The sequence below is a fragment of the Aminobacter sp. 01T433 genome, from assembly GCF_056398585.1.
The window spans coordinates 442640-469299 of record NZ_JBFTPR010000005.1 but is presented as its reverse complement, the minus strand read 5'-3'; the positions used below and the strand labels follow the sequence as shown (position 1 = coordinate 469299).

Genomic DNA, 26660 nt, shown 5'->3' with positions numbered 1-26660 from the left:
CTGGTCACCCCCACCCCTAACCCCTCCCCACAAGGGGGAGGGGGATTCTGTGGCGCTTTCGCCCAGATCCGACCTTCAACAGTTTTGGTGGCAACGGCGGTGACGTCGTTCCCCTCCCCCTTGTGGGGAGGGGTTAGGGGTGGGGGTGTTGTCTCTCCAAGCCCGCAATTGGAGGCTGGCAGATGTCGGTAATCATCACCAATGCCACTGTTCTTCCCTGCACCGTGGACATGCCGGTCATCGCCAATGGCTATGTCCATATCGATGGGGACACGATCAAGGCGGTGGGTGCCGGGCCTGCGCCCGAGATATCAGGCGCTGACGCGATCGACGCCGGCGGCGATCTGGTCATGCCGGGAATGGTCAATCCGCATTGCCACATGGCGATGACTTTGTTCCGTGGCTTGGGCGAAGACGTCGACGATCGGCTCTATCGTTACATCCTGCCGCTTGAACGCAAGTTCGTGCGGCCCGAGGCGGTGCGTGCCGGCACGGCATTGGCCGCACTCGAACTGATCGAGGGCGGCGTTACCACGGTCGCCGATATGTATTATTTCGAGACCGAGGTTGCCCGCGTCGTCGCCCAAGCGGGCCTTCGCGGCGTGCTTGGCCAGACCATCGCCGACTTCGATCCGCCTGATCACAAGAACGTCGACGAGGGTTTCGCGCTGACCGAACAGCTGGTGGCGGAATTCTCGGGGCACGACCGGGTCATCCCGTCGATCGCGCCGCATGCGCCATACTCGACCGGCATGGCCGTCATGGAGCGCATCGCGCGCTGGTCCCAAGATCATCCTGACGTGCCTGTGCAGATGCATCTCGCCGAAAGCGATGCCGAGATGGCGTGGGCTGAAAAGACTCACGGCATGCGCCCTGTCGAGGTTGTCGAAAAGGCCGGCCTGCTACGCAAGGGGTTGATCTGCGCCCATTGCCTGCATGTCGATGAAACCGACATCGAGCGGATGGCCCATGCTCAGGTTTGCGTCGCCCACAATGCCCGTTCCAACGGCAAGGCGGGCAGGGGCATTGCGCCTGTCGAAGCTATGCGCGCGGCGGGCATTCCTGTCGGTATCTCCACCGATGGCGCGATGAGCGGCAACACGCTCGATCTGTTTTCGCAGTTCGCGCCGGTGTCGATGTTCCAGAAGCTTTTGGGCCGCAGCCGCAAGCCGATGCCGTCGATGGAAGTCGTGCGCATGGCGACCATCGAAGGTGCGCGCGTGCTGGGGCTGGACCGCAAGGTCGGCTCGCTGGAGCCGGGCAAGAAGGCCGACCTGATCCGCGTAGACCTGTCGTCGCCGCGGCAGCAGCCGATCTACGACATCTATTCGACGCTGGTGTTCGCCACCATGCCGAGCGACGTGCGCGACGTGATGGTGGCGGGCCAATGGCTGATGCGCGGCCGCGAGGTTTTGAGCCTCGAACGCAAGAAGGTGCTGCGCGACGCGCTGCAGGTGGCACAGAGCTTTAAGGCCGAGATGGCCCGCATCGACGCCGCCAGCTGAAGAGGGAAGAAGGACGATACCTATGAACCGGACCGAAGCCTCGGAACACCTCGACAAGGTGCTGCAAAATGTCGACGCCAACATCGACGCCAGCCTTGAGCGGCTTTTCGACCTGATCCGCATTCCCTCTGTTTCGACCGATCCGGCCCATGCCGCCGATTGCCGCCGCGCCGCCGACTGGCTGACCAAGGAGCTTTCAGCGCTTGGCTTTGACGCTTCTGTGCGTCCGACCGCGCGTCATCCGATGGTCGTCGGTCACGATCGTTCGGGCGAGGGGCCGCATGTCCTGTTTTACGGTCACTACGACGTCCAGCCGGTCGACCCGCTGGCGCTGTGGCACTCTGATCCGTTCGAGCCCAAGCTTGTGCCGCAACCCGATGGCGATACCCATATCGTCGCGCGCGGCGCCTCCGACGACAAAGGCCAGTTGCTGACCTTCGTTGAAGCCTGCCGCGCCTGGAAAGCTGTGACCGGCAGCCTGCCGATCCAGGTTTCGGTGCTGTTTGAGGGCGAAGAAGAGATTTCGAGCCCGAGCCTTGCACCCTTCCTCGAAAAGACCGGCGCAGAACTCAAGGCAGACGTCGTGCTGGTCTGCGACACCGACATGTGGGACGCCGAGACGCCTGCGGTCACCACCATGCTGCGCGGCGTGCTGAAAGAAGAGATCGAAATCTCCTGCGCCGACCGCGACCTGCATTCAGGCATTTACGGCAATGCGGCGCGCAACCCGCTGCAGGTGATGTCGGACGTGCTGTCGAGCCTGCGGACGCCGGATGGCGGCGTGGCTGTCGAAGGCTTTTATGATGGTGTCCAGGAGCTGCCCGAAGCGGTGAAGGCTCAGTGGCAGCGCCTGCCTTTCAATGAAAAGGGTTTTCTCGGCGACATCGGTCTCAGCATCCCCGCCGGCGAAGCGGGGCGCTCGGTGCTGGAGCAGGTCTGGGCGCGGCCGAGCTGCGAAATCCACGGCGTCATTGGCGGTTACACTGACGACGGCTTCAAGACCGTCATCCCGGCCAAGGCAAAGGCGAAAGTCTCGTTCCGCCTTGTCGCTGGCCAGGACCCCGAGACGATCCGCGCCGCGTTCCGCGCCCATGTCCGGGCGCGTGTGCCGGCGGATTCTTCAGTCGAATTCATCGACCATGGCGCCAGTGCCGCAACGGTCATGCCGGTCGATGGCGTGTTCCTGCAGAAGGCTCTCGGCGCGCTGACCGAGGAATGGCAGCGCGAGGCGGCCGTCGCCGGCACAGGCGGATCGATCCCGATCCTCAGCGCGTTCAAGGACAAGCTCGGCATGGACTCGCTGCTTGTCGGCTTCGCCCGTTTCGACAACCGCATCCACAGCCCGAACGAGAAATACGACCTCAGTAGCTTCCGCAAGGGCATCAGGTCGTGGGCGCGGATTCTGGCGGCGTTTGCCAAAGACAAGGGCTGAGGGGCGCCCACTTCGTCACCCCGGAAGTCGGAGCGAAGCGAAGGCTATCCGGGGTCCATGGCCCGAACAGCGTCGAGCACGGCCGGGTCCTCGTCCGGCTGTAATTTTCAGCACTTCCTGACTGTATTGCCTGGATGAGAGCCCGGCCGCGCTGATCAATAGGTTCCGGGTCTCGCTGCGCTCGCCCGGGATGACGGCAACCGCATTGCCCTCACCACACTACCGGATGGCTCTCGCCCGTCTGCACATTCACGAAACCCTGCGGCACCGCATCGGTCGGTGCCACCAGCACCCAGCGCCACGGCGCGCAGGTCAGTGTTGCGAATTGCAGCCGCTCAGGAAAGCCGGGGAACCAACGCGGCGAAAACGTCGGCTCATACAGCCATTCGATCTTGTTGGCCTCGGCGTAGAGCTTGTCCATCTCGGCATCAAGCGCTTCGGCCGGCCGATTGGTCATCAGGCCGCCGACCTCGTAATGCACGTCGGCGACCACCTTGCCATCCGTCACCAGCGCCCAGCCGCCCTGGTTGTCCACGATGCGGTTGACCACTTCGGCCATGGCCGCGTCGGACGAGCCGACGACCCAGATGTTGTGCTTGTCATGCGCCACTGTGCAGCCGACGGCCGTGTCAGGCGTTTTCGGCCCGCAACCGAGCCAGAACATCTTCGCCACCTTGCCTTTGCCCGAGAAGCGGTCGACGACGGCGAATTTGGTGATGTTGCGTTCTGTGTCGCGCTGGACCTGGCCGTCTACCACCGGCAATTCCGTGGTGATGAAATTGTCGTCCCAATGGAAGGGGCGAAGCAACGCTGCCTGCATCGTTTCGCGGGTCCCTTCCGCCGGAATGGCGAAATCGTCGGCGCTGAGCTTGCGCCCGATGTTCACGGTCTTGGTCGCCCAGTCGGGCCAGTCGATGCGCGGCAGATGGCCGGTGAAGGTCTTGTGCTCCGACACCTGCTCGCCGTCGGCCCAGACCTCGGCGATCGAAACGGTCGCCGCCTTGTCGAGCATCACCAGATCGGCGAAACGGCCAGGCGCGATGGAGCCGACAAACGGCGTCAGCCGCATGTGCCGCGCCGGGTTGATCGACACGCACTGATAAGCGATCTCGGGGGCAAGCCCGCTTTCGATGGCGAGGCGGACATTGTAGTCGGTCGCCCCCATCTTGAGGGTATCCGAAGCGCTGCGGTCGTCGGTGGCGAAGGCCACCTGGCTCCAGTCGCGCAGGCCGCGTTCAAGCAGGCCCTTGATGATGTCGGGCATCGAATGCGGGCGGATCTCGATGAAGATGCCGCGCCTGAGCTTGTCCCAAGCTTCTTCAGGCGTCCAGGCTTCGTGATCGGACGACAGGCCGGCTGCGGCAAAGGCGTTGATCGAAGCCATGTCGCGCAGTCCTGAACCATGGCCCTCGACGACGCCACGCTTTTCGAAGGTCGCCTGGATCATGCCCCACAGCCGCCCGTAGGAAGGGTTTTCGGGGTTCCACACGGCCGGCCAGTCCATCACCTCGTCGAGACCGGCGACCATCGCGCTTTCGGCAAGGAAGGCCGCCTGCTCGTCATAGCCGAAATGGCCACCGCCCCATTCATAGGCGGTGGGCGGCACGGCCGAGCCGGGCAATGGAAAAATCTTCATCGGCGAGCCGGCGCGCCGCGCGGTCAGCCAGAATTGCAGATTGTGCGGGCCGTTGACGTTGGAGAATTCGTGACTCGCCTCGCAGGTCCAGGTGTTGCCGCGCGGCATGACCAGCGCTGCCTCGTGCTCGGGCGTCAGGTGCGAGCTTTCGATATGCTTGTGCACCTCGCCGAAGCCGGGCACCGCCGACAGATGCGTGCGATCGATGGTCTCACGGGCTGTGCCGGGATACGTACCGGCAGGGCCCACATAGGCGATGCGCCGGCCGCTTGTCGCGACTTCGCAATCATCCATCCAGGTGCCGGTGTGCACGTCGAGCACCCGGCCGAGCTGCACGAGGCGGTCGGCATCACGCTTGCCCAGCGCTACAAGGACGAGGTGCTGGCGGATGCGGATTTCGTCAGCGGCGTCGATCAGCAGGTCGTCGGGCAAGGTGTCAGTCAATTCAGTTACTCGTGTCGATGTCTGGGACAAGCATTTCAGCTTGATTCACCTGACCTGAAAATGGGAAGCGAAGCCAGACTTGATTTGAGGCTGAAACGAAAGGTCGCGCGATGCAGCAGAACCCCACCCGCACGGTTGTCATCGACACCGATCCCGGCATCGACGACGCGGTGGCGATCCTGCTCGCATTGAAGTCGGCCGAGTTCGACGTCAAGGGCATCACGACGGTTGCCGGCAACATCGGCATCGCCACCACGACGCGCAATGCCGGCCGCATCCTGGCGCTCGAAGGACGTATCGACGTGCCTGTTGTCGCGGGTGCTGCAGGGCCGCTGTCGCGAAAAGGTTTCGACACCGCCGACATCCACGGCAATGACGGGCTGGGCGGCGTGGCCTTCCCCGACCCGCTGGCATCTCCCATCGGCAACGATGCCGTTGCCTGGTTGCGCGACACACTGGACGCGGCTGATGCTGGCGCCATCGACATACTGGCCCTTGGCCCGCTCACCAATATCGCCCGGCTCGTCCAGGACCATCCCGCATCGGCCAAGCGCATCGGCCGGGTCATCGCCATGGGTGGTGCGGTCTATGAGCCTGGGAACATCGGGCCACGCGCGGAGTTCAACATCGCCGCCGACCCGGAAGCCGCCGAGATCGTCTTCGGTGCGGGGCTGAAAGTGACGCTCATTCCGCTCGATGTGACCAGAAAAGTCCGTGCCACGCGCGACGATACTGCGATGCTGCAGCAGACCGGCGTGCCGGCAGCGGTAGCATCGGGTGCGCTGATCGACGCTTATTTCCAGTCGACAACGGGCGGCGAGAGCCGGCCGCTGCACGACCCATGCGTCATGCTTCTGGCGCTCGACGAAGCCCTGTTCGGTTGCGAGACGCTGAAGCTCACGGTCGACACCGGCACAACGCGTGACGCGGGCGCTTTGACAGTTTCGGAAGACGGCGCGCCGGTTTCGGTGGCCCTCAAGGTTGAAAGTGCTGCGGTGCTGAAGCTGCTCTATGACAGGCTTTCGGCGGAGTGAGTGGCTCGTCATCCCGGAAGCCGAAGCAAAGCGTAGGCTATCCGGGACCTATTGATCGGCGCGGCCGGGATCTGGGTTCGCGAGAACATTCACGACTTGCGACAAGGCGAGTACCCGGCCGCGCTGCACGATGTCCTGACCAATGGGTCCCGGGTCTCGCTACGCTCGCCCGGGATGACGGTCTCTTCAGGCCAAGGCCAGTTCCTGCTCGACCAAAGTCGTCCAGAACTTCACGCCAGTTGCGATTGCCGCGTCGTTGAAATCGTAGCGGCTGTTGTGGTGCAGTGCGCCGTCGACGGCGGGGCCGTTGCCGAGCCAGACATAGGCGCCGGGCACCTCCTGGCTGAACATGGCGAAATCGTCGCCGGCGGTCGACGGCGGGAACTCGGTCATCACCTTGTCTGTGCCCAATGCCGCCTGGGCCGCTGCCAGCGCTCGCCGGGTCGCGTCGCGGTCGTTGACCACTGGGGGCATCTGCCTGAAATAGCGGTACTCCGCCTCGATGCCGTAGAGCCGTGCCGAACCCTCGGCCAATGCGCCGATTTCTTCTTCCAACTGGTCGCGCACGGCGGCTGAATAGGCGCGCGACGTGCCGCCGATCTTGACGAGGTCGGGGATGACGTTGAGTGCCTCGAAGCTGCCGGCCTCCATGGCGCAGGCGCTGACGACGGCCGGCTGGAGAGGGTCGACCCGACGCGCGACGATGGTGTGGAGTGCTGTCAGGAATTGGCCGGCTGCCGTCATCGCGTCGCGGCCGAGATGCGGCTTGGCGCCATGGGTGCCGATGCCCTTGAAGGTGACGGTCCAGCGGTCGGAGGAGGCGAGTTGCGGGCCGGCAACGACCGCCATGCTGTCGGGCGCGATGCCCGGCATGTTGTGCAGGCCATAGACCGCATCGACGGAGAATTGCTTGAAGAAGCCGTCGGCGATCATCGCCTTGGCGCCGCCACGGCCCTCTTCGGCGGGCTGGAAGATGAAATGCACAGTGCCGGAGAAATTGCGGCTGCGCGCCAGCTCGCGGGCAGCACCCAGCAGCATTACCGTGTGGCCGTCATGGCCGCAGGCGTGCATCTTGCCTTCGACGGTTGACTTGTAGGCGCGGTCTTCGGCCATTTCGGGCATGGCGAGCGCGTCCATGTCGGCGCGCAGGGCGATGCGGCGCGAGCCGTCGCCAAGCCTGAGCGTGCCGACAACGCCGGTCTTGCCCAGGCCCGCATGGATCTCGATGCCGGCATCCGCCAGCATCTTCTGGACGATGCCACCGGTGCGGATTTCTTCGAAACCGAGCTCGGGATGGGCGTGGATGTCGCGGCGCAAGGCCGCCAGCATCTCGATTTCCGCCTTGTCGTTGCCGCTGCTCGATGTCATCACGCTAAACTCCGTCCGGCCTGTCTCGTTAGTCGCACAGCGCAGGGTCGTCCGCGCCGCGCCTCCTTTTGCAACAGAAAGCTCCGTAGTGCCACTCGCTCCGCATGAATTCTGGCAGACCGTCTATCCCGCAGGCACGTTCGATGCTGCACCGGCCGACGGGTTCACCGAGCTCTATCCGGCGGCGCTCGCCGACGGACGCCAGATCGCCTTGCCGATCCGCATCCTGCCCGGTGGCGACGATAAGGCCGTGGCGTCGCTGATCGTCAACCAGGCGAGCTTTGCCGTCGAGGATGCACTGACGGATGCCATGACGGCACTCGCTTCGGCTCATGATCCCGAAGTCGTCATCGGCGTGCCGACGCTTGGGCTGCCGCTCGCCAACGGCGTAGCGCGGCGGATCGGCCATTCCAGGATGGTGGCGCTCGGGACGTCGCGAAAGTTCTGGTACAGCGAGGAGCTGTCGCAGCCTATGAGTTCGATCACCAGCCCGACGCATGCCAAGCGCCTCTATCTCGATCCGCGCATGTTGCCGCTGCTTCAGGGCAAGCGGGTGGTCGTGGTCGATGACGTCATCAGTTCAGGCACCTCGATGCTGGCTGTGCTTCGGCTTTTGCGCAGCGCAGGCATCGAGCCAGTGGCGGCTATTTTCGCCATGCTGCAGGGCGACAACTGGGGCGCGGCCATCGGCGAATACGACGCGTCGTTCGTTTCGCGTATCCACGGTGCGATCCAGTCGCCGCGCTTAAGGCGCACCGCCGATGGCAGGTGGCAGGAAACAGTCTCGACATATTGACATAAAGATGTCTTTATGTGACCTGACGGCTTTGTCGCCGAAAGGATGAAAAGTGTCGCAAAACGCCACCTCGCTCGACGCCCTGTTTGGGTCGGTTGCCGCCAAGCCTGATGGCTCGGAGGTGCTTGGCGCGCTGAAAGCCGCGGCGCGCGAGCGCATCCTGATCCTCGACGGTGCGATGGGCACCCAGATCCAGGGCCTCGGCTTCAACGAGGACCATTTTCGCGGCGACAAGTTCACCGGCTGCGCCTGCCACCAGCAAGGCAATAACGATCTGCTGATCCTGTCGCAGCCCAAGGCGATCGAGGAGATCCACTACAAATACGCCATCGCCGGCGCCGACATCATCGAGACCAATACGTTTTCGTCGACCTCCATCGCCCAGGCCGACTACGGCATGGAAGACATGGTCTATGAGCTCAATCGCGATGGCGCGCGGCTGGTTCGTCGCGCCGCGATCCGCGCGCAGCAGGAAGACGGCAAGCGCCGTTTCGTTGCTGGCGCGCTTGGGCCGACCAACCGCACCGCATCGATCTCGCCCGACGTCAACAATCCCGGCTATCGCGCCGTCACCTTCGACGATTTGCGCATCGCTTATGGCGAACAGCTGCGCGGCCTGATCGACGGCGGTGCCGACATCATCCTGATCGAGACCATCTTCGATACGCTCAACGCCAAGGCGGCGATCTTTGCCTGCGACGAGATCTTCATCGAAAAGGGCGTGCGCCTGCCGGTGATGATTTCGGGCACCATCACCGACCTGTCCGGCCGCACGCTTTCCGGCCAGACGCCGACTGCCTTCTGGAATTCGATCCGCCATGCCGACCCGTTCACGGTCGGGCTCAACTGCGCGCTCGGTGCCGCCGCAATGCGCCCGCATCTGGCCGAGCTGTCCGATGTCGCCGAGACCTTCATCTGCGCCTATCCCAATGCCGGCCTGCCCAACGCTTTCGGCCAGTATGACGAAAGCCCCGAATTCATGGCCGCCCAGGTCGAGGAGTTTGCGCGCGAAGGCTTCATCAACATCGTCGGCGGCTGCTGCGGCTCGACGCCGGAGCACATCCGCGCCATATCGGAAGCCGTGGCAAAGCATCCGCCGCGCCAAATTCCGGAACTCAAGCCGCAGATGCGTTTGTCGGGTCTTGAGCCGTTCACGCTCACCGACGAGATTCCCTTCGTCAATGTCGGCGAACGCACCAACGTCACCGGCTCGGCCAAGTTCCGCAAACTGGTGACCGCTGGCGACTACGCCGCCGCCCTTGAGGTCGCCCGCGACCAGGTCGCCAATGGCGCGCAGATCATCGACATCAATATGGATGAGGGCCTGATCGACTCGAAAAGGGCGATGGTCGAGTATCTCAACCTGATCGCCGCCGAGCCCGACATCGCGCGCGTGCCGGTCATGATCGACAGCTCCAAATGGGAGGTGATCGAAGCCGGGCTGAAATGCGTCCAGGGCAAGCCGATCGTCAATTCGATCTCGATGAAGGAAGGCGAAGAGGCTTTCCTGCATCATGCCAGGCTTTGCCGTGCCTATGGTGCTGCCGTCGTCGTCATGGCTTTCGACGAGCAGGGCCAGGCCGATACCAAGGCACGCAAGGTCGAGATCTGCACCCGCGCCTATAAGCTTTTGACCGAGCAGGCCGGCTTCGCGCCGGAAGACATCATCTTCGATCCCAACATCTTCGCGGTCGCCACCGGCATCGAGGAGCACGACAATTATGGCGTCGACTTCATCGAGGCGACGCGGGAAATCACGGCGACCCTGCCGCATGTTCATATCTCGGGCGGCGTGTCGAACCTGTCCTTCTCCTTCCGTGGCAACGAGCCGGTGCGCGAGGCCATGCACGCCGTGTTCCTCTACCACTGCATCCAGGTTGGCATGGACATGGGCATCGTCAATGCCGGACAGCTTGCCGTCTATGAATCGATCGACCCGGAGCTGCGCGAAGCCTGCGAGGACGTCGTGCTCAACCGCGCGCCCAAGGCAGGCGGCACGGCGACTGAGCGGCTGCTGGAACTGGCGGAACGCTACAAGGGCACGGCTGGCAAGGAGGCCAAGGAGCGCGATCTCGCCTGGCGCGACTGGCCGGTAGAGCAGCGTATTTCGCATGCGCTGGTCAATGGCATCACCGAGTTCATCGATGCCGACACCGACGAGGCGCGGCTGAAGGCGGAGCGGCCGCTGCATGTCATCGAAGGCCCGCTGATGGCTGGCATGAATGTGGTTGGCGACCTGTTCGGCGCCGGCAAGATGTTCCTGCCGCAGGTGGTCAAGTCGGCTCGCGTCATGAAGCAGGCGGTGGCCGGCCTCCTGCCGCACATGGAGGCGGAAAAGGCAGCTAACGCTGCCAAGGGCATCGACAATGGCGAGCGCCAGACTGCTGGCAAGATCCTGATGGCGACGGTCAAGGGCGACGTCCACGACATCGGCAAGAACATCGTCGGCGTCGTGCTCGCCTGCAACAATTACGAGATCATCGACCTTGGCGTCATGGTGCCGGCAACCAAGATCCTGCAGGTAGCAAAAGACGAGAAGGTCGATATCATCGGGCTGTCCGGCCTGATCACGCCGTCGCTCGACGAGATGGCGCATGTCGCCGCCGAAATGGAGCGCGAAGGCTTCGACATTCCGCTCCTGATCGGTGGTGCCACCACCAGCCGCGTTCATACGGCGGTGAAGATCCACCCGCGCTACGTCAGCGGCCAGACGGTCTACGTCAACGACGCCAGCCGCGCGGTCGGCGTCGTGTCCAACCTGTTGTCCATGGATGCCAAGAGCGGCTACGTCGAGACCATTCAGGCCGAATACAAGAAGGTCGCCGACGCCCATGCCCGCTCGGAGGCCGACAAGCAGCGCCTGCCGCTGGCCAAGGCGCGGGCCAATGCGCACAAGGTCGACTGGACGTCCTACGATCCGCCGAAGCCGTCCTTCCTCGGCACCAGGGTGTTCGAGAACTGGGATCTTGCCGAACTCGCTCGCTACATCGACTGGACGCCGTTCTTCCAGACCTGGGAGATGAAAGGGCGCTATCCGAAGATCCTCGAGGATGAGGCGCAAGGGCCTGCGGCGCGCCAGCTGTTCGAGGACGCGCAGGCGATGCTGAAGAAGATCATCGACGAGAAATGGTTCGCGCCCAAGGCCGTCATCGGCTTTTGGCCGGCCAATGCGGTCGGCGACGATGTCAGGCTGTTCAACGACGAGGCGCGCTCCGATGCGTTGGCAACCTTCTTCACCCTGCGCCAGCAACTGACCAAGCGCGACGGCAAGGCCAATATGGCGCTGTCCGACTTCATTGCCCCGCTCGACAGCGGCAAGGCAGACTATCTCGGCGGCTTCGTTGTCACGGCCGGCATCGAGGAAGTAGCGATCGCCCAGCGCTTCGAGCGCGCCAATGACGACTACTCCTCGATCATGGTCAAGGCGCTGGCCGACCGTTTCGCCGAGGCCTTCGCTGAGCGCATGCACGAAAAGGTACGCAAGGAGTTCTGGGGTTACGCGCCGGACGAAAACCTGGCGCCGGATGATCTGATCGGCGAGCCATATCGCGGCATCCGGCCCGCACCCGGCTATCCCGCACAGCCCGACCATACCGAGAAGGTGACTCTATTCCGCCTGCTCGACGCGGAGAAGAATTCCGGCGTCAGTCTCACCGAAAGCATGGCGATGTGGCCTGGCTCGTCGGTCTCCGGCATCTACCTCGCACACCCCGAGAGCTATTATTTCGGTGTCGCCAAGGTCGAGCGCGACCAGGTCGAGGACTATGCGCAGCGCAAGGGCATGACCATTGCCGAGGTCGAGCGCTGGCTGGGGCCGATCCTCAACTACGTGCCCGCGTCCTACGCGCAAGCGGCGGAATGAGGCGCCCGCTCCTGACGATGCGGTGATCGACGCTTGCGTTTTCGGGAACCCTGATAGGGCGTGCCAGTCCTGCGTTCATTGAGAACGTTTCGGAGTGGCACGCCCATGGCGCGCGGCCTGAGTTGCCGGCGGCGTGGACCGTCCACGTCACCTCTTGCGAGCCACGATGTAAGGAAGGTTGTCGTTGCCCTTCGTTGCGTGACTTTCAGCGGCAAGAATGTCGAAGCCTGCGGCTCTGATTTGCTGGCTCAACTCCACCACCCGAAAGACGCCTGCATAGGGGGCTTTGCCGATCGCGCGGAGGCGAAGGCGTGCCCGCTCAAGCCTTGCTGAAGCTCGCATGCTATCGGCGCTGATTGGGCAGTTGTCTCGCAGAATACCGCGTTATCGGCGGCAAGTGGCGGAGAGGGAGGGATTCGAACCCCCGATGGGCTTGCACCCATGCCGCATTTCGAGTGCGGTGCATTCGACCACTCTGCCACCTCTCCGCGGTCGTGATCGGCCGTTGCCGGCGCGGCGCAGTAAATAACGGCTCATGGCCTATCGCACAAGGCCAAATGTGGTCGAGACCAGGTATCTTTTCAGCCGGCGCGGAAATAGGCGCAAGACGCTGCGTCAGCTGTGCTGCCGCCATGTCCTTTTCGCTCCCTTTTGGCTCGAATGCTTCGGACCTTGCAGGTGCGGAGTGCCCGCAGGGCGTTTCCGGTCGGTGGGCTGCGGCCAACAGAGGCGGCGGGCTGCGAGCGACCGCACGGGCGGTCTTTGCTCGTGATAAGGCTCATTGGGGTGAGGCCGGGTCTGCGCGATTGCCGGTTCTGGCGCAGCCGTGTATCCGATGGCTCCCCTCCATGACCTGATGGCAGGAGGGAAGGCCGGGCGCCTGCGAAACCGCGGTTTGCCGGCGTGTTCGCCTTGACTCGATGGCAACCTTCGGTTACGGGACCCCTGCATTCGGCGTGGAGGGTTCTCTGCGCCGTTTGTCATGAACCCGTACGACTGACAAAAAGACGACCCGGACCGCTCAGGTGGTTCAACAAGGTCGACCGAACAGCGAAAGGCATAAAATGTTCGCAGTCATCAAAACGGGCGGCAAGCAGTATCGCGTTGCCGCCAATGATGTGATCAAGATCGAAAAGCTCGTCGGCGCAGCCGGCGACACCGTTGAATTCGTTGAAGTGCTCGCCGTTGGCGAAGGCGACAACGCCGAGATCGGCGCGCCCTTCGTGGTCGGTGCTGTGGTGACGGCGGAAGTCGTCCAGCACGGCCGCGCCAAGACCGTCATCGCCTTCAAGAAGCGTCGTCGCCAGAATTCGCGTCGTGCGCGCGGTCACCGCCAGCACCACACCACTGTCCGGATCTCCGAGATCCTGACCGGCGGTGCGAAGCCTTCGAAGAAGGCGGCAGTGCAGGCCGAAGCCGCAGCTGACGTGGCTGCAGAAAAGCCCGCGAAGAAGGCCGCGCCGAAAAAGGCTGCAGCCGTCGCGGAATCAGAGTAATCAGAGCGACTGAAGGAGAACATCCATGGCACATAAAAAAGCTGGCGGTTCGTCGCGCAACGGTCGCGATTCAGAGTCCAAGCGCCTTGGCGTCAAGAAGTTCGGCAGCGAATCCGTGATTCCTGGCAACATTATCGTTCGTCAACGCGGCACCACCTGGCATCCCGGCGTCAACGTCGGCATGGGCAAGGATCATACGCTTTTTGCGCTCGAAGCAGGCGCCGTGACCTTCAATAAAAAAGCCAATGGCCGAACCTACGTATCGGTTAATCCGATTCTCAAGGCCGCGGAGTAGCCGGTTCCGCACTACAACACCGGCGCCCCATCTCGGGAACCGGTGTCTGGCCAAGCCAGGAAAAGGATCAGGGGAGATGGGTTTCCATCTCCCCTTTTTCATTTTCCTGGAGGATTTTTAACATGGTTGCCGAGAAGGAAGACAGCGAAGACGAAAGGCTGTCCGTTGATTGCCCGATATTGCTGACCGAGCGGCTGGTCCTGCGTCCGCCGCATGAAGACGACATTGCCGAGCTGGTGGAGCTCGCCGACAACCGCCACATCGCCGAGATGCTATCGCGCATGCCGCACCCCTACGGCGAGGGCGAGGCGCGGGCCTTTCTTTCGATGGCGCGGGCCCAGCGCGGCGGCGTGGTCTACGCGATCACCGTTGCAGACACCGGTGCCTTTGTCGGCTCGGCCGGGCTCAACGTCACCGATCGTGGGCTTGAGCTCGGCTACTGGATCGGCGAGCCCTATTGGAAGTCCGGTTATGCCACCGAAGCCGCGCACGCATTGGTCGATCTCGCCTTCCGCGCGACCAACGTCAATGTGCTCAACGTCTCGTGCCGGGTCATCAACCCGGCGTCGCGGCGGGTGATCCACAAGTGCGGCTTCCAGTATGCCGGACAGGGCATGCTGAACTCGATCGTTGCCGGTCAGGTGCCGGTCGAGCGCTATCGGCTCGACCGCAAGACCTGGGCGAGCCTGAGGTCGTGGGCGCGCAGCTAAGGCGGCTCAGGCCAGCTCAAGCCAGACCGGCTGGTGGTCGGAGCCGTTCGCTTCGCTATCGATGCGGACGGATTTGACCTTGGCAGCAAGGCTGGCCTGGACGAATGCGTAGTCGATGAGGCGGGTCTTTTCCGGATGGGTAGTGTCAGTCCAGGTGACCGATCCGCTGGCAATGCCCCCGAGCGCATAGGCGTCCACCGGGTGGTGGGCGACGATCTGGGGGCCTTCGAAAGGGTCGGGCGCGCCGGTCATCTCAAGATGTTCGGGTGAGCCAGGTACCATGTTGAAGTCGCCCAAAAGCACGAATTCTTCGGGGCAGGGGAGCTCGGGGAATCCGTATTCGGCAGCGCCTGATATGGCGCCGCCTTCCATCGGATAGGCGTAGACCCGTTGCTTGAGATGACGGATCTGCGCCATCCTTTCTTCTGGATTGACGTGATCGAGATGCACCGAATACACGCGCAGCGGACCGGATGGCGCCATGATCAGCGCCTCGAGTGCAGCGCGTTGCAAATTGCCGCGATTGAGGCGCCGTGTGCGCGGCAAGAGCATGCAGCGCGACGCAACGATCGGCCAGCGCGACAGCACCATGTTGCCGAATTGCAGGCGCTTGTTGGCCGGTTTCCCGTCTTCGAGCAGTCCGAAGTCGATATCCATGGCGACGCCGTAGACGTGGAAGTAGTCGGGCATCAGTTCGGCAAGTCCAGCGACCATGTCTGCGCCGTTGTTGCGCATGAAATTGCGGGTCACCTCCTGCAGGGCGATGATGTCGGCACCTTCGACGCTAGCTGCGATACGCTGAAGGTCGTAGCGGCCGTCACGGCCGATGCCGTACTGGGTGTTGTAGGTGACCAGCTTCACTGTCGAAATCTCCCGTCATCTCAGGCGGCTTTCAATCCGCGCTCGCCCTTCGCCGCGCCTTGCGCTATGGCAGGTTCGCTGAAACAACCAAATAACAGCAAGAGACGAACAGTCCGATGAAATTTCTCGATCAAGCCAAGGTATACATCCGCTCCGGCAATGGCGGTGCGGGCGCGGTGTCGTTCCGGCGCGAAAAGTTCATCGAGTTCGGCGGGCCGGACGGCGGCGATGGCGGGCGTGGCGGCGACGTCTGGCTGGAAGTCGTCGACGGGCTCAACACGCTGATCGATTATCGCTACCAGCAGCATTTCAAGGCGCAGACCGGCGTGCACGGCATGGGCCGCAACATGACCGGTGCCAAGGGCTCCGACATCATCCTGAAAGTGCCTGTAGGCACGCAGGTCTATGAAGAAGACAACGAAACGCTGATCTGCGACCTGACCCAGGTCGGCCAACGCTTCCTGCTCGCCAAGGGCGGCAATGGCGGCTTTGGCAACCAGCATTTCAAGACCTCGACCAACCAGGCGCCGCGCCGTGCCAACCCTGGCCTGGACGGCCAGGAGATGTGGGTCTGGCTCAGGCTCAAGCTCATCGCCGACGCGGGGCTCGTTGGCCTGCCCAATGCCGGCAAGTCGACCTTCCTTGCCTCCGTCACGGCGGCCAAGCCGAAGATCGCAGACTATCCCTTCACCACGCTGCATCCGGGCCTCGGCGTCGCACGCATCGACGCGCGCGAGTTCGTCATCGCCGACATTCCCGGCCTGATCGAAGGCGCCCATGAGGGCGTTGGCATCGGCGACCGTTTCCTTGGCCACGTCGAGCGCACCCGCGTGCTTCTGCATCTCGTTTCGGCTCAGGAAGAAAACCCCGGCAAGGCTTACAAGATCGTGCGAGGCGAGCTTGAGGCCTATGGCCACGGGCTGACCGACAAGATCGAGATCGTGGCACTTTCCCAGGTCGATACGCTCGACCCGGACGAGCGCAAGAAGAAGGTGGCTTCGCTGAAGCGCGCTGCCGGGCGTGCGCCGATCCTGCTTTCTGCTGTCACCCGCGAGGGCGTCGAAGAGACGTTGCGCGCGCTGATGAGCGTGGTCGAGGAAGCACGGCAGGCAAGCGGCGAAGTGGCACCCTCCGACGCACGCTGGACGAAGTAGGCAACCTGCCATGACGATCCCTTCGCTCAGGACCTACAAGCGCATTACCGTCAAGATCGGCTCGGCGCTGCTGGTCGATAGGACAACCGGGCTGAAGCGGGAATGGCTCGCCTCGATGGCCGACGACATCGCGACGCTGGCGGAGGCTGGCGCCGATGTGCTGGTCGTCTCATCAGGGGCAATTGCGCTCGGCCGCACCATCCTTGGCCTCGGCAAGCGCGCGCTGAAGCTCGAAGAAAGCCAGGCGGCGGCCGCCGTCGGCCAGATCGCGCTTTCGGGCGCATGGGCGGAAGAACTCGGCCGCAAGGGGCTGAAGTCGGGCCAGATCCTGGTGACGCTCGGCGACACCGAGGAACGCAGGCGTTATCTCAATGCGCGCGCCACCATCTCGACGCTGCTCAAGATGAACGCCGTGCCCGTCATCAACGAAAACGACACGGTGGCGACGAGCGAAATCCGCTACGGCGACAATGATCGCCTGGCGGCGCGTGTTGCAACAATGATGGGCTCGGACCTGCTGGTGCTGTTGTCCGACATCGACGGGCTCTACACTGCGCCACCGGCACGCGACCCCGACGCGAAGTTCATCCCCGTCGTCGACCGCATCACGCCTGACATCGAAGCAATGGCTGGAGACGCAGCCTCCGAACTGTCGCGCGGCGGCATGCGCACCAAGCTCGACGCCGGCAAGATCGCCACCGCCGCCGGCACTGCGATGATCATCACCGCCGGCACGCGGTTGTCGCCGCTGATGGCCATCGAGCGCGGCGAGCGCTCAACCTATTTCCGCCCGAGCGGCAATCCGGTGAAGGGCTACAAGACCTGGATCGCCGGCCAGTTGGAGCCTGCGGGCCGGTTGACTGTCGATGCGGGTGCTGTTGGTGCGCTACTTTCTGGCAAGTCGCTGCTGCCGGCCGGTGTGAAGCTGGTCAGCGGCAATTTCTCGCGCGGTGACACGGTGGCGATCCTGTCGCCCGAGGGTCGCGAGATCGCGCGCGGACTGGTTGCCTATGACGCTGCGGATGCCGTAAGGATCGCTGGGCTGAAGACGACGGAAATCGAGACCGTTCTCGGCTATGAGGCGCGCTCGGCGATGATCCATCGCGACGACCTCGTGGTCAGCCACACGGACAAGGTTGCGGTGCAAGCGGAAGGGTAGGACATGCTGAAGGCGCATGAGAAGTCCCACGAGGATACAGCGTCCCTGATGGCCGAGATCGGCCGCAAGGCTCGTGCCGCCGCCCGTCCACTCGCCATCGCTTCCGCCGAACGCAAGCATGCCGCGCTGATCGGCATGGCCGAAGCCATCCTGCGCCGCGAGGATGAAATCCTCGACGCCAACGCCATCGACGTGAAGAACGGCGAGGAAGCCGGCTTGAGCGGTTCGTTCATGGATCGGCTCAAGCTGACGACGGGCCGCATCCGCGACATGGCCAACGGTATCAGGGCGATTGCCGAACTGAGGGATCCCGTCGGCGAAGTGATTGCCGAATGGGAACGGCCCAACGGCCTGCATATCGAGCGCGTGCGCACGCCGCTTGGCGTCATTGGCGTGATTTATGAAAGCCGCCCGAACGTGACGGCGGATGCGGGAGCGCTTTGCCTCAAGGCCGGCAATCCGGTGATCCTGCGCGGCGGCTCGGATTCGCTCAATTCGTCGCTGGCGATCCATGCCTGCCTGGTCGAGGGGCTGAAGTCGGCGAAGCTGCCCGAGGATGCGATCCAGCTTGTTCCGGTGGCTGACCGCGCTGCCGTTGGCGAGATGCTCAAAGGGCTGTCCGGCAATCTCGACGTCATCATTCCGCGCGGCGGCCGCAGCCTGGTCGAGCGTGTGCAAAACGATGCGCGCGTGCCGGTCTTCGCCCATCTCGAGGGCATCTGCCATCTCTATATCGACAAGTCGGCCAAGCTCGACATGGCGGTTGGCATCGCCGTCAACGCCAAGATGCGCCGCACCGGCATCTGCGGTGCTGCCGAAACTCTGCTGGTCGACCGCGCCGTGGCTTCCACCCATCTGGTGCCGGTGCTTGAGGCACTGCGCAAGGCGGGTTGCGAGATCCATGCCGACGAAGACGTGCTCGCCGCCTTCACGGATGCCAAGCCCGCGACCGACGCCGACTGGGTGACCGAATATCTCGACGCCATCATCTCGGTGAAGTTGGTCGACGACGTTTCAGGCGCCATCGAGCATATCGAGACGTTTTCCTCGCACCACACCGAGGCGATCGTCGCCGAGGATGCCAAGGCCGTCGAACGCTTCTTCAACGAGATAGACTCGGCCATCCTGCTGCACAACGCCTCGACGCAGTTCGCCGATGGCGGCGAGTTCGGCATGGGTGCCGAGATCGGCATTGCCACCGGCAAGATGCATGCGCGCGGGCCCGTCGGCGTCGAGCAGCTGACGTCGTTCAAGTACCGCGTGCGCGGCAACGGCCAGCTCAGGCCGTGACGGGAAGCATAGGCCTGATGTGACGGCTGAGGGGGCCTAAAGTTGCTGTTGCCGTCAGAGCCGCCAGTTTCCCAGAAGTACCTGCGCATGCCGCATGCGATGAAGGGCATGCAGATCGGGCTGTTTGGCGGGTCGTTCAATCCACCGCATGCCGGCCATGGCCTTGTCGCCGAAATCGCCATGCGCAGGCTCCAGCTCGATCAGCTGTGGTGGATCGTCACCCCGGGAAATCCGTTGAAAAGCACGCGCGAGCTGGCCCCGCTTGCCAAGCGCATCGAGCTGTCGGAGGCAATCGCCGAGGACCCGCGTATCAAGGTGACCGCCTTCGAAGCGACCCACAATGTGCGCTACACCGCCGACACGCTGGCCTTGATCAAGGCGCGAAACCCCGGCGTTGATTTCGTCTGGATCATGGGTGCCGACAATCTGCGCGACTTCCACCACTGGCAGCGCTGGCGGCAGATCGTCATGACCTTCCCCATCGCCGTCATCGACCGTCCGGGGGCGACGCTGTCGTTCTTGTCGTCGGTGGTCGCCAAGACCTTCGACTACGCACGCGTCGATGAGGGCGATGCGTCGCGCCTGGCGCGGATGAAGGCCCCGGCATGGACCTTCATCCACGGACCGCGCTCGCTGCTGTCGTCGACGGCATTGCGCAACGGCACCGCCAAGTAGACGCAGCCGAAGTTCGCCGCGTGACAGCTGCGTGTAGAGCGGAAAATTGGCGCCGAAGCGGTGCTCCCAGCCGTTCGTCAGGCAAACAACTGAGCAATTTCCCCGGTTCAAACCAGAACAAAACAGAGACGCTTCTGGCCTTTCTGCCCCGAATCACTACATTCGGGGCAAATGTCAGACTTTCCGGACGACATGCCCTTTTTTGACGAGCCCGGCGCAATGCCGTCCCGGCCCGCTGGCACGCCTGCGCCCAGCGGTATAGCGGCGCGTGCCATGGCTGCACGCCAGGCGCCTGCCGCGCCCGACTATCTCAAGGGCCTGAACCCCGAGCAGCGCCTCGCCGTCGAAACCACCGAAGGACCGGTTCTGGTGCTTGCCGGTGCCGGCACCGGCAAGACGCGCGTGCTCACCACCCGCATCGCCCATATCCTGAGCCAGGGCCGCGCCTACCCCAGCCAGATCCTCGCCGTGACCTTCACCAACAAGGCCGCGCGCGAGATGAAGCAGCGTATCGGCCTGCTTGTCGGCGAAGCCGTCGAGGGCATGCCTTGGCTCGGCACCTTCCACTCCATCGGCGTCAAGATGCTGCGCCGCCATGCCGAGCTTGCCGGCCTGCGCTCCGACTTCACCATTTTGGACACCGACGACGTCATCCGTCTGATCAAGCAGCTGATCCAGGCCGAGGGCCTCGACGACAAGCGCTGGCCGGCGCGCCAGTTCGCGATGATGATCGACGGCTGGAAGAACAAGGGCCTGGGCCCCGCCGAGATCCCCGAGGGCGACGCCCGCGCCTTTGCCAATGGCAAGGGCCGCGAGCTCTACAAGGCCTATCAGGACCGGCTGAAGACGCTGAACGCCTGCGACTTCGGCGACCTCTTGTGCCACCCGATCCGCATCTTCCGCGCCTATCCGGACGTGCTCAAGGAATACCACAAGCGCTTCAAATACATCCTCGTCGACGAGTACCAGGACACCAACACCGCCCAGTACATGTGGCTGCGGCTGCTCGCCCAGGAAACCGGCGCGCCGGGCCAGAAGAATGTCTGCTGCGTCGGCGACGACGACCAGTCGATCTATGGCTGGCGCGGGGCCGAGGTTGACAACATCCTGCGCTTCGACAAGGATTTTCCCGGCGCCGTCGTCATCCGGCTGGAGCGCAACTACCGCTCCACCGCCCATATCCTGGGTGCCGCCTCCCATCTCATCGCCCACAATGAGGGCCGCTTCGGCAAGACGCTGTTCACCGATCGCAACGACCCCGAGGACGGCAAGGTCAATGTGCATGCGGCCTGGGATTCGGAAGAAGAAGCCCGCGCCGTCGGCGAGACCATCGAGCAGCTGCAGCGCCAGCAGCACAATCTCAACGACATGGCGATCCTGGTCCGTGCCTCGTTCCAGATGCGCGAGTTCGAAGACCGCTTCGTCACCCTTGGCCTCAATTACCGCGTCGTCGGCGGCCCGCGCTTTTACGAGCGCCAGGAAATCCGCGATGCCATGGCCTATTTCCGGGTTGTCGCCCAAGGTGCCGACGACCTTGCCTTCGAGCGCATCGTCAACATCCCCAAGCGCGGCCTTGGCGAAGCCGCCATCCGCCAGGTCCACGACACATCCCGCGCGCTCGGCGTGCCGATGCTTGAAGCGGCCCGCAACCTCGCCGAAAGCGACGAGCTGAAGCCCAAGCCGCGCGCCGCACTGCGCGAGGTCGCCGCCAATTTCGAGCGCTGGCAAAAGGCGCTCGACAACACACCGCACACCGAACTCGCCGAGACCATTCTCGAAGAGAGCGGCTACACCGACATGTGGAAGAACGACCGCTCGGCCGAAGCGCCGGGCCGGCTCGAGAACCTGAAAGAACTCATACGCTCGATGGAGGAGTACGAGTCGCTGCGCTCGTTCCTCGAGCATGTCGCGCTCGTCATGGACGCCGACAAGAACGAGGATCTCGACGCGGTCAACATCATGACGCTGCACTCGGCCAAGGGCCTGGAATTCGAGACCGTCTTCTTGCCCGGCTGGGAGGAAGGCCTGTTCCCGCACCAGCGCGCGCTCGACGAGGGCGGCCGCTCGGGCCTGGAGGAAGAGCGCCGCCTCGCTTATGTCGGCCTCACCCGCGCCAAGAAGAACCTGCATCTGTGGTTCGTATCCAACCGCCGCATCCACGGCTTGTGGCAGTCGACCATCCCTTCGCGCTTCCTCGACGAATTGCCCGAGGCCCATGTCGAGGTCGCCGACGCCGGCAATTCCTATGGCGGCTACGGCTCGGGCGGCGGCCGCCAGAACCCCTATGGCGCCTCGCGCTTCGACAGTGTCGGCGAAAAGTCCTTCTCCAACACCTACGCCACGCCGGGCTGGCAGCGCGCGCAGCAAAACCGCACCGAGGCTACCGACCGCAACTGGGGCTCGCGCTCCGGCCATTCGGTCGAGCGCATCGGCTATGGCGAGACCGATTCAGGCTTTGGTGCCGGCCGCGGCTCGGTCAAGGGCCGCATGATCGAGGGCGAGCTGGTGGCGAAGTCCGTCGCGACCGAACCCTCGCGCTTCAATGTCGGTGACCGCGTCTTCCACCAGAAATTCGGCAACGGCAACGTTTCGGTCGTCGACGGCAACAAGCTGACCATCGACTTCGACAAGGCCGGCCAGAAGAAGGTGCTGGACGGGTTTGTGAACGCGGTGTGATGCAATCGCATTGCGCTGGCGCGCCCTATCTCCCATCGCTCTTATGAGTTGCCGCTGCCCGCTTGCGGGATTAATATTAGCGGTTTCTCATATAAAGTCGCTGGGAGGCGAAGACGATGCGCCAATATATCGATTGCCGTGAGTTCCCGAGCGAAATGAAGTGCACCGTGGCTATCGCGGCCGACACCGAAAAAGAACTCATTGATGCGGCCGTCCAGCACGCTGTGTCAGTTCATGGCGAAAAGGACTCGCCGTCTTTCCGTGCGGAGATCAAGAAGGTCATCCATTCCGGCACGCCGCCGGCCTGACCGTATCACGGGCGCCGGTATCCAGACGGTGCCCGTCATCGCCACATGCGGCGTCAACCGCGCGGCAAAACCGTGATCGCGGAAGCGAAGCTGCGAGCTTGGACCAAATCGAGTTCTATTGCCGGCGCGCGTTGCCGCTGCTGCGCATAGCCTTCAGCCGTTCCGCAGCAGAAGCCGCCAAGTCGGCATAGCGATCTTCCAGCTTCTCGGCGGCGACCAGCACTTCGGGCTCGAAGTCGTTGGCCTCCAGCACCTGGCGCAGTTTTTCGACGAATTCGGCTTGCTGTTCGAGCGCGGCAAACAGCTTTTTCACCTGATCCCGGCTGATGTCGGGATTGGCGAGCGTGACAGGCACCTCGCGCGCCATGACCGCGCCGGTTTCGGCCTGCTCCTTGAGTATGTCCAACCAATCAGTCACGCCACGCCATACCCATCCCGCAACGACTTTGTGCCCGACACCGCAAATCGTCAACCTTTGCGGAAGCCGAACTTCGGCTACCCCTTTGCTTTTGCCTTCGCCCAGCCTAGCTCTTGATCGGCATCCAGATCTCATAGCCGCCATTGCCCGTCACCGGGTCGAAGCTTTCGGGATAAAGCTCGAAATGCGGGGCATCGGCGGCCTCGTGGCCAGAGCTTGGAAACCACTTGCTCCACACGGTGTTGGTGATGCGCCGGATCGCCGAGATGTGCTCGGTGGTGGCGAACACGACATAACGCTGCGGCGAGATACGCAGGCGGCTGAACTCCGATGTCAGGCCGGAGAAGTCGGTGACCTCGACGCCGGAGATGTATTCGAAGGTGTCGTCATCGAAATTGCAGCAGACGCCATAGCCGACCATGCCCTTTTGGCCCGGAACGCTGCCGAAATGCGGCCCGAAGCGCTGCCATAGCGACGGGATGGCGATGCTGGTCTCGCAGGTGTAGCGCTCGCCGAAGCCGGCGATGAGCAGTGGGCCGCCATCGACAAAACGCGGCGGGGCCAGGTTTTCGACAAAGGTTTCGTCCATCTTGAGGTGCTCCACACAATCGGGTTGGAAAACAGCGCCCTTCGCACGCACCGCCTCGGGCGTGAGCCCGAAGCGGTCGCGAAAGGCCCTGGTGAATGCCTCATGCGAGCCGTAGCCGGCGTCGAGCGCGACCTCCAGGATGTCGGGCGCGCCTTTGGCCAGCGAGAACGCCGCGTCGGTGAGGCGGCGGGCTCTGATATAACCCATGAGCGAATGGCCGGTGGCGGCACCAAAAGCGCGGGACATGTGGAAACGCGAGACACCGCCAATGGCGGCGATCTCGTCTAGTCCGATATCCCTGGAATAGTGGCTTTCGATGAACCAGATGGCTTTTTGAACCGGGGTCATTGGTCTTTCCTGCATGAGAACGCACCCGGTATGCCCCTTGTCGGCGCGGCTCGTTTGATTGTGGTTGCTGCCACGACGTTTTTTGCACGAAATGTCGATGGGCCAAAACGCGCGCCCTTTCACTTTGATCCAGGATGGGCAATTGGCGGAGCCAGCGTGCCGATGTCGCTTTTGCAACTACGCACGCAGCAACGGCAGGCGAAATTGGCGGCATGGAACAAAAGCACGCGACAGGCCAGGACGATGAACCGCCCGCACCGGTGATTGCGGTTGCCGGCGTCATCGTGGCGATGGCGCTGGTGGCGGTCGGCAACGGCCTGATGTTTGGCTACATCCCGGTCAGCCTGGGTGCTGCCGGCTATGCACCGACCTGGGCCGGCACTATTCTCACCGGCCTTTCCGCCGGCGGCCTTGCCGGTTGCCTGCTCACCGGTGCGCTGGTGCGCCGGGTCGGCCATGCACGCGCCTATATGGTGTTTTCAGCCCTGGTCGTGCTGTCCAACGTGGCCATAGGCGCCGGAACCTTCCCTGTTGTGTGGATCGCCGCGCGGGTGCTCTACGGCTTTGCCATATGCGGGCTTTTCATCGTCGCCCAGAGCTGGCTCAACGATGCCGTCGGCAATGAAATCCGTGGCCGCGTCATGGCGATCTTCTATGTCTCATATGTCGTCGGCCTGGGCGTCGGCTCGTTCCTGCTCGGCTTCGTCGATATCGCGACCGCGCAGGCGCCGCTCATTGGCATCGCCTTCAATGCCGTCTCGATCCTGCCGGTGGGGCTCACCCGCCTGCGTCAGCCGCCACCGCCAAAGGCTGCTTCGGTGGCGTTGGCACGCGCCTGGCGTATCTCGCCGGTCGGGGTCGCTGGCATGTTGGCCGTCGGCGGCGTGTCGATGCTGGCACCGGCTTCGCGCCGATCCACGCCACGGCCAGCGGCTTCAGCCAGCAACAGGTGGCGACGCTGTTGTTTGCCATGCCGCTCGGCACGCTGTTGTTCCAGATCCCGTTCGGCTGGATTTCCGACCGTACCGATCGGCGCTACGTGCTCGTTGCCGCCGGCCTTCTGGTGGTGATCGCCGGGCTTGCCGCCAGCCGCTTCGACGGCAGCGCGTTGCCGATCATGGTTGCGATCTATGTCGTGTGGAGCGGGGCAAGCGAGTCGATCTATTCGCTGTCCAGCGCGCATGCCTCCGACCGCGCCAGCAAGGACGACCTGGTTGCCCTGTCGAGCAGCATGCTGTTTGCCTGGTCGCTGTCGGGTTTCATCGTGCCGGGCCTTGGCACCGTGCTGACCGCTGTCTACGGCACCTATGCCTTCATGTATGTGGCGATTGCCATCGGCGCGATCTTCACGGCCTTTGTCTTGTGGCGGCTGTGCATGACGGGTGCGGTTCCGGCAAATGAAGCCGGCAGTTTCTCGCCGATGTCGGCGCAATTGCCGCCGCCGGTCGATCCGTAGCATGTCAAGAAAGATGGGTGCTAACGGCTTGTTGTCAGGTGTTTGCACGGGCTTGTCTTGAAACTGTAGCCCAACTCTGCCTATCTAAATGGTGTCGCCCACGTTCAGGGTGATTTGGTTGTTCCTGTCGGAAAGGAAAGACACTGAGAACAGCACTTCGGAAGAGGGCGGAAATCCTGCCTTCGCCGGCCGGGATAGGCGAATACGACGCTGTTGCCCGCGCCATCAAGACAGTCCTTGCCAGTCTGGAAGACTCCAAGGCCGAAAACATTGTCTCCATCGACATCCAGGGGAAATCGAGCCTAGGCGACTATATGGTCATCGCCTCGGGTCGGTCGCACCGTCACGTCGCGGCACTTGCCGATCATCTCCTCAAAGCGCTGAAGGATGCCGATCTCGGCACTGCCCGCGTCGAGGGGTTGTCGGGTGCCGACTGGGTGCTCATCGATTCAGGCGATATCATCGTCCATATCTTCCGGCCCGAGATCCGCGAATTCTACAATCTCGAAAAGATGTGGCAGGCGCCGGATCTAGAGGAAGAAACGGTTCACTGAACCGTTAGACAGGGATGAAGGTAGCGATACATGCCGTGGGCCGGATGAAAGCCGGCCCCGAGAAGGAACTTGCCGACCGCTATCTCGACAGGTTCTCGAAAAGCGGTGGGCCGCTCGGCTTCGACTTTTCCGGGGTCACCGAGATCGCCGAAAGCCGCGCACAAAATGTCGACGAACGGCGCCGCGAGGAAGCCGACAGGCTACGTGCCCAGATGGCGCCCGGAGCCGCGCTGATCCTGCTCGACGAGCGTGGCAAGAATCTCTCTTCACAACAGTTTGCCGACAAGATCGCCTCGCTGCGCGATGGCGGCCAGCGTGGGTTGATGATCGCCATTGGCGGCCCTGACGGCCATGACGAAGCACTTCGCAACGAAGCACAGCTGCTGATTTCCTTCGGTGCCGCGACCTGGCCGCACCAGATGGTGCGCATCATGCTCGGCGAGCAGCTCTACCGGGCGGCGACCATTTTGTCGGGACATCCCTATCATCGCGCGTGAACGCCCGGAATTCGACAAAATGGCCGGGCAAATGTTCGCTCGCGGTCGTGCCCGGCAAACATGGTTGATGGTTCGTTAACGATGCCGCCACTAAGGT

Annotated in this window: 21 protein-coding genes, 1 tRNA gene and 2 pseudogenes; 17 read left to right on the top strand and 7 right to left on the bottom strand. The window is 63.4% G+C overall.

Going from position 1 to position 26660, the window contains the following annotated elements:
- Window positions 1–182 precede the first annotated feature (182 nt).
- Window positions 183–1505, top strand: coding sequence for an amidohydrolase family protein (locus AC1DLV_RS11600; protein ID WP_476800197.1), 1323 nt, complete (start codon window positions 183–185; stop codon window positions 1503–1505).
- Window positions 1506–1527: 22 nt separating this feature from the next.
- Window positions 1528–2937: a M20/M25/M40 family metallo-hydrolase gene (locus tag AC1DLV_RS11595; RefSeq protein ID WP_476800196.1), complete on the top strand. Its 1410-nt coding sequence runs from the start codon at window positions 1528–1530 to the stop codon at window positions 2935–2937.
- Between the two features lie 211 nt (window positions 2938–3148).
- On the opposite strand, the gene AC1DLV_RS11590 is transcribed toward AC1DLV_RS11595, so the two are convergent.
- Window positions 3149–5017, bottom strand: a complete 1869-nt coding sequence (locus AC1DLV_RS11590) for an adenine deaminase (RefSeq protein ID WP_476800195.1) — start codon at window positions 5015–5017, stop codon at window positions 3149–3151.
- 110 nt (window positions 5018–5127) lie between these two features.
- Here AC1DLV_RS11590 and AC1DLV_RS11585 point away from each other — a divergent pair, with 110 nt between their 5' ends.
- Window positions 5128–6051, top strand: a complete 924-nt coding sequence (locus AC1DLV_RS11585; protein ID WP_476800194.1) for a nucleoside hydrolase — start codon at window positions 5128–5130, stop codon at window positions 6049–6051.
- Window positions 6052–6237: 186 nt separating this feature from the next.
- On the opposite strand, the gene AC1DLV_RS11580 is transcribed toward AC1DLV_RS11585, so the two are convergent.
- Window positions 6238–7419: a M20 aminoacylase family protein gene (locus tag AC1DLV_RS11580; protein ID WP_476800193.1), complete on the bottom strand. Its 1182-nt coding sequence runs from the start codon at window positions 7417–7419 to the stop codon at window positions 6238–6240.
- An 88-nt stretch (window positions 7420–7507) separates the two neighbouring features.
- On the opposite strand from AC1DLV_RS11580, the gene AC1DLV_RS11575 reads away from it, so the two are divergent.
- Window positions 7508–8215 (top strand): phosphoribosyltransferase, encoded by a 708-nt coding sequence (locus tag AC1DLV_RS11575; protein ID WP_476800192.1) that lies wholly within the window; start codon window positions 7508–7510, stop codon window positions 8213–8215.
- Between the two features lie 52 nt (window positions 8216–8267).
- A complete protein-coding gene (metH, locus tag AC1DLV_RS11570) occupies window positions 8268–12077 on the top strand; it encodes a methionine synthase (RefSeq protein WP_476800191.1) in 3810 nt (1269 codons plus the stop codon).
- A gap of 147 nt (window positions 12078–12224) precedes the next feature.
- Here the strand turns inward: metH and AC1DLV_RS11565 are convergent.
- Together AC1DLV_RS11565 and AC1DLV_RS11560 are read right to left on the bottom strand one after the other, a co-directional pair.
- Window positions 12225–12380 (bottom strand): annotated as a pseudogene (locus tag AC1DLV_RS11565) (SAM-dependent methyltransferase); the annotation flags it as partial.
- Window positions 12381–12475: 95 nt separating this feature from the next.
- Window positions 12476–12565 (bottom strand) — tRNA-Ser (locus tag AC1DLV_RS11560).
- A gap of 576 nt (window positions 12566–13141) precedes the next feature.
- On the opposite strand from AC1DLV_RS11560, the gene rplU reads away from it, so the two are divergent.
- From rplU to AC1DLV_RS11545, 3 genes are all read left to right on the top strand, one after another.
- Window positions 13142–13573, top strand: a complete 432-nt coding sequence (gene rplU, locus AC1DLV_RS11555; RefSeq protein WP_476787793.1) for a 50S ribosomal protein L21 — start codon at window positions 13142–13144, stop codon at window positions 13571–13573.
- Between the two features lie 25 nt (window positions 13574–13598).
- A complete protein-coding gene (rpmA, locus tag AC1DLV_RS11550; RefSeq protein ID WP_055974797.1) occupies window positions 13599–13868 on the top strand; it encodes a 50S ribosomal protein L27 in 270 nt (89 codons plus the stop codon).
- A 122-nt stretch (window positions 13869–13990) separates the two neighbouring features.
- Window positions 13991–14578: a GNAT family N-acetyltransferase gene (locus AC1DLV_RS11545; protein ID WP_476800189.1), complete on the top strand. Its 588-nt coding sequence runs from the start codon at window positions 13991–13993 to the stop codon at window positions 14576–14578.
- 6 nt (window positions 14579–14584) lie between these two features.
- Here AC1DLV_RS11545 and AC1DLV_RS11540 read toward each other — a convergent pair whose 3' ends face one another.
- Complete coding sequence (locus AC1DLV_RS11540) at window positions 14585–15439, bottom strand: endonuclease/exonuclease/phosphatase family protein (protein ID WP_476800188.1); 855 nt, start codon at window positions 15437–15439, stop codon at window positions 14585–14587.
- A 116-nt stretch (window positions 15440–15555) separates the two neighbouring features.
- Between AC1DLV_RS11540 and obgE the strand changes: the two genes are divergently transcribed.
- The 6 genes from obgE (at window position 15556) to AC1DLV_RS11510 (ending at window position 22701) form a co-directional block, all read left to right on the top strand.
- Window positions 15556–16593, top strand: coding sequence for a GTPase ObgE (gene obgE, locus AC1DLV_RS11535; protein WP_476800187.1), 1038 nt, complete (start codon window positions 15556–15558; stop codon window positions 16591–16593).
- A gap of 16 nt (window positions 16594–16609) precedes the next feature.
- Window positions 16610–17752: a glutamate 5-kinase gene (gene proB / locus AC1DLV_RS11530; protein ID WP_476800321.1), complete on the top strand. Its 1143-nt coding sequence runs from the start codon at window positions 16610–16612 to the stop codon at window positions 17750–17752.
- A gap of 3 nt (window positions 17753–17755) precedes the next feature.
- Entirely contained in the window at window positions 17756–19042 is a 1287-nt protein-coding gene (locus AC1DLV_RS11525) for a glutamate-5-semialdehyde dehydrogenase (protein WP_476800186.1), read from the top strand.
- 87 nt (window positions 19043–19129) lie between these two features.
- Window positions 19130–19717 carry a nicotinate-nucleotide adenylyltransferase gene (locus AC1DLV_RS11520; protein ID WP_476784730.1) on the top strand — a complete coding sequence of 196 codons (588 nt, stop codon included), beginning with the start codon at window positions 19130–19132 and terminating at the stop codon, window positions 19715–19717.
- Window positions 19718–19888: 171 nt separating this feature from the next.
- Entirely contained in the window at window positions 19889–22393 is a 2505-nt protein-coding gene (locus tag AC1DLV_RS11515) for an ATP-dependent helicase (RefSeq protein ID WP_476800185.1), read from the top strand.
- Between the two features lie 116 nt (window positions 22394–22509).
- Entirely contained in the window at window positions 22510–22701 is a 192-nt protein-coding gene (locus AC1DLV_RS11510) for a DUF1059 domain-containing protein (RefSeq protein ID WP_476783998.1), read from the top strand.
- 115 nt (window positions 22702–22816) lie between these two features.
- Here AC1DLV_RS11510 and AC1DLV_RS11505 read toward each other — a convergent pair whose 3' ends face one another.
- Window positions 22817–23119, bottom strand: coding sequence for a hypothetical protein (locus AC1DLV_RS11505; protein WP_476800184.1), 303 nt, complete (start codon window positions 23117–23119; stop codon window positions 22817–22819).
- A gap of 106 nt (window positions 23120–23225) precedes the next feature.
- Complete coding sequence (locus AC1DLV_RS11500; protein ID WP_476800183.1) at window positions 23226–24056, bottom strand: AraC family transcriptional regulator; 831 nt, start codon at window positions 24054–24056, stop codon at window positions 23226–23228.
- A 212-nt stretch (window positions 24057–24268) separates the two neighbouring features.
- Between AC1DLV_RS11500 and AC1DLV_RS11495 the strand changes: the two are divergent.
- The 3 genes and pseudogenes from AC1DLV_RS11495 to rlmH all read left to right on the top strand — a co-directional run bounded on the left by AC1DLV_RS11495 (window position 24269) and on the right by rlmH (window position 26563).
- Window positions 24269–25512, top strand: a pseudogene (locus tag AC1DLV_RS11495) (MFS transporter).
- A 176-nt stretch (window positions 25513–25688) separates the two neighbouring features.
- Window positions 25689–26066 (top strand): ribosome silencing factor, encoded by a 378-nt coding sequence (gene rsfS, locus AC1DLV_RS11490; RefSeq protein ID WP_476784008.1) that lies wholly within the window; start codon window positions 25689–25691, stop codon window positions 26064–26066.
- Between the two features lie 14 nt (window positions 26067–26080).
- Window positions 26081–26563 (top strand): 23S rRNA (pseudouridine(1915)-N(3))-methyltransferase RlmH, encoded by a 483-nt coding sequence (gene rlmH / locus AC1DLV_RS11485; protein WP_476800182.1) that lies wholly within the window; start codon window positions 26081–26083, stop codon window positions 26561–26563.
- The last annotated feature ends 97 nt before the right edge of the window (window positions 26564–26660 follow it).